This is a genomic window from Sphingobacterium sp. IITKGP-BTPF85 (genome assembly GCF_001006065.1).
Classification (GTDB): Bacteria; Bacteroidota; Bacteroidia; order Sphingobacteriales; family Sphingobacteriaceae; genus Sphingobacterium; species Sphingobacterium anhuiense.
On the sequence record NZ_ASZT02000236.1, the window covers coordinates 1 to 4080 of the forward strand.

The following is a 4080-nucleotide window of genomic DNA, read 5'->3' on the forward strand; positions in this document are numbered from 1 at the left end:
AAAATCAAGCACTTCCTTTTTCGATGTACGAGGAACATTTGACTCTTCTTTGGTCAACACTTTAGTCACCAAAGGGATATCCCCAAACTTTTGAACCATCGGAATGTAAAGAAAAGCACGCACAAAACGCGCTTCAGCTTTATAACGCTCTTTAAGCTTAACATCCATAACTGCCTTATCCACATTATCTAAAAAGAAATTACAGATACGAATAGGCTTATAATCCCACCCTGACTCAAGGGTTGAACTAACTGCACCAGACGAAACGTCTGTCACCCAACTTTCCCAAGGGTTTTTAGCATGCACCAGTTCACTTCCACCATCCTCATATGTTGCCTCCGACAGTTTGTTATAAACTGCATTAAGTGCCAGATTAACTTCGCTTTCATTATGCCAAAATTGGTCGTTAGGCACGTTATTAGCAGGTGTACGGTCTAAAAAATCTTTTGAACACGCTCCAAAAAGAAGCGTAGTGGCTAATAATGGATATAATATATGTTTTTTCATTGCTTTTCTGTTAAAAAATTAAAACTTCGCTGTCAAACCAAAAGAAATAGTCTTCAAACCTGGGTAACTTGCCCTACCCGATTCTGTTTCCGGATCAAAATCGCCGAGACGTTTATCTGCCATAAAAGTAAAAGGATTGTTAGATGAGGCAAATAAGCGCAATTGCGACATCTTGATATTGCTCAGCATTTCTTTAGGAAAAGTATAACCTACCGTAATGGCACGAATTCGGAAATAATTCCCACTAAACAGCCAAAAGTCAGAAGTTTTATAATTATGCGGAGCATCGCCCGTTAATGTGATTCTAGGAAATGGCGCATCGGCATCATTGTTATCTTTCGTCCAACCATTGATCCAATTTTTCTTGATATTTGCGCCATTAAAGAAAGGCTGAACTGCCTCATTGTCCATATAAGTTTTTACACCGCCTACACCGTAAGTCAACACATCGATATCGAAATTTTTATAAGCTGCTCTAAAATTAAAACCATAATTGAACCAAGGAACGTCATTACCTAAAATAGTACGGTCTAATGCATCGATTTTCTTATCACCATTCATATCGACATATTTGATATCACCTAATTTTGGAGTACCGCCCATTCCTTCGTAATTAAGGGCTTTAAGCTCGGCTTCATTATTGAATAGACCATCCGTCTTGTAACCGTAAAAATCACCTACAGAACCACCTACACGATTAATATAATAGCCTTCCACGATCTCGCTAACATCACCTAGAGAAATAATCTTATTGTTGATCTTCGAAATATTACCCGATACCGAATATGTAAACTCTTCACCGATCTTACCGTTATAAGTCAATGCAATCTCGATCCCATTATTTTGCGTAATCCCTTGATTATAATATGGCGTAAATTTTTTCTCATAGCCATAAGTAGACAAAGTCGCCGGTTGTAATAAAACATCCTCAGACTTCTTAACAAAATAATCGGCAACTAAATTAAGCTTTCCTCCTAAAAATGTCGCATCTATTCCTACATTTGACATCGTTACCTTTTCCCAAAGCGCAAGCCTGTTAGCCCCATATTGTTGTTCCAATCCATCAACCGCGACGCCATTAAAACTGTAGGCTGAATAGCGATTCAAAAGCGTATAATAATTACCTATTGCAACAGCATCTTGATTGCCGAGTGTTCCGTAAGATCCTCTCAATTTTAATAAATCAATCCACTCCACATCCTGCATAAAAGATTCCTTGTTGATGTTCCAACCGGCAGAGAAAGACGGAAAAATTGCTCTTCGGACTTCCGGAGCAAAGCGAGATGAATAGTCCATTCTCATGTTTGCTTCGAACAGATACTTATCTTGGTACGAATAATTAAATCGACCAAAAAAAGAACGCAATGCCCACTCATCTTGTGTTGTTCGATTGGCAAGACCTTTATCATCTTGACTAATTTCACCCGAACTACCATTTATAATCGTAGAGGCATCATTGTTAACAAAATTTTTTCTTCCTAAAAATGCCTCACGGTAAACATTTGACTCCTCAGAAGCCCCAACTGTTGCTTTACCATAATGATCACCAAATCGTCGCTCGTAATTAATTGTTCCTTGCAACAACAATTCCTGGCGCTTGCCCCAGAATTCTTTAAGCTCATTAATTGGCGTTGCTGTTGCATCCAAAGGTTTTTTAGAAATAAAACCGATAATAGGATCAGTACGGTTTATAAAATCAAAAGAGTTCGTATTGGTATACTTCAATGAAATGGCTCCGTCAATTGATAATCCCTTTAGTGGAGTCAGCGATGCATTTGCCGCCATTTGCAGATAGTTGTCTCTATTATTACCTCTTCCACCTTCGGTGATCGCTCTTAATTGGTTATTTTTCGCAACATTTGCATTCTCACTACCATTCGACACAGAACCCCAGGCTCCATTAGATTGACGAATGGATGTAAAAGGAAGCGCCCTACCCATCTCAACCCAACTAATAGCACTGCCATTTCGATCGTAATCTTGTTTTAAAAATGAAACATTGGTATTAAAAGTCAGCAAATCCTTAATAACAGTCGTATTGGTATTCAATTTCATATTAATACGATCCTGTTTCCGGCCAGGTACTAGAGATTCTTGATCAAAATAGTTTAATCCCAAATAGTAATTCGTAATTTTTCCTGGAGCATTCACATTCAAACCAAAATCACGTTGGGGAGCTGAACCTCTTAAAACCTCTTTGTACCAGTCGTTATTTGGATAAAGATCTGGATCCGTCTGATTCTTATATTTTTCTACAAGATCGGGAGTAAACGTTGCATCTTTACCTGCATTTAGCATCGCCCTATTATGTAGTTCTGCATAACCCACCGCATCTGCGAATTCAGGCAGATATGTAGCACTCTGAAAACCATAATTAGCATTAAACCCAACCACTGCACGATCACCACCACCACGTTTAGTTGTCACCAAAATAACACCATTAGCAGCTCGAGAACCATACAATGATGCAGAAGCAGCATCTTTTAGAACGGACATACTATTGATATCACTCGGGCTTAAGGCAGAAAACTCAGCACTGGTTGCAGGAATTCCATCAATAATAAACATGGGTGAAGGTGAACCTAAATTAGTTCTACCACGAACAGTAATACCTCCTTTGTTATCTTTCGAAGCCTCGCCTGGTCTGCTCAAGACAGTTACGCCAGGTGATATACCCTGTAAAGCATTCTGCAATGAAGTTACAGGTCTATCTGCCAATTGCTTAGGAGTGATTGTTGCTACAGATCCTGTTAAATTTGCTTTCTTTTGGGTACCAAAAGCTACAATAACAACTTCATCTAATGCCGTATTTGATGATGTTAATGAAATATTGAGATTACCGCCAGTGTAAACCACCTCCTTGGGCTCGTATCCTACAATATTAAAAACAAGTATCTTTCCTGTTTCTGCACTTAATTCAAATCCTCCAGTAACATTTGTTGCCGTTGCATTGCCGGTACCTTTCTCTGTAATAGTTACACCCGACAACTGATTTCCCTTGTCATCTGTAACATTACCCTTCACTTTAGTTTTTGCGCAAAAGTTGCACTCATAACTAAAGATAAAGCACAAGAAGTATGGTAGCTCTTCTTTTCATAGGTTAATATAATAATTGTAAATAATGATTCTATAGTGTATTTAAGTCAATTGTTTACTATTTGTAAACACAATATTAAATCTATATTATCGAATAAAAAAGAGCAAAAATCGAACAATCGATTGCATATATTGCTTAGACAACTTTACAAAAAAAGCAATAAGTACTACATATAAATTGATTGATAATCAGTAAATAACTAGCTATCAAATGCTTTTGGATGAAATTAATATTCCAATAAGGAAAAACGAACCCTATTTATTTAAAAAAGAATCTTTGTAACAATTAGAGGATTAAATGCATGGTATTGGGAAGGAGGTGGAAAAAATAAAAGACATAAATAAACCCTTTAGCTTTTGACTAAAGGGTTACCAAGTAGCGGGAACAGACTCGAACTGATGACCTCGGGTTAGTGAGCCCGACGAGCTACCAACTGCTCCATCCCGCAATGTATTTTCAATATCTTGGAGTCTATG

The 4080-nt window shown here is 37.8% G+C and carries 2 protein-coding genes and 1 tRNA gene; all 3 read right to left on the minus strand.

Annotation, left to right across the window (positions count from 1 at the left end; all coding sequences use genetic code 11):
• A partial coding sequence (locus L950_RS24375) for a RagB/SusD family nutrient uptake outer membrane protein (protein WP_031288237.1) occupies positions 1–507 on the minus strand: 507 nt, incomplete at its 3' end.
• A gap of 18 nt (positions 508–525) precedes the next feature.
• Positions 526–3531 (minus strand): SusC/RagA family TonB-linked outer membrane protein, encoded by a 3006-nt coding sequence (locus tag L950_RS24380; protein ID WP_021189935.1) that lies wholly within the window; start codon positions 3529–3531, stop codon positions 526–528.
• 449 nt (positions 3532–3980) lie between these two features.
• Positions 3981–4051 (minus strand) — tRNA-Val (locus L950_RS24385).
• Positions 4052–4080 lie beyond the last annotated feature (29 nt).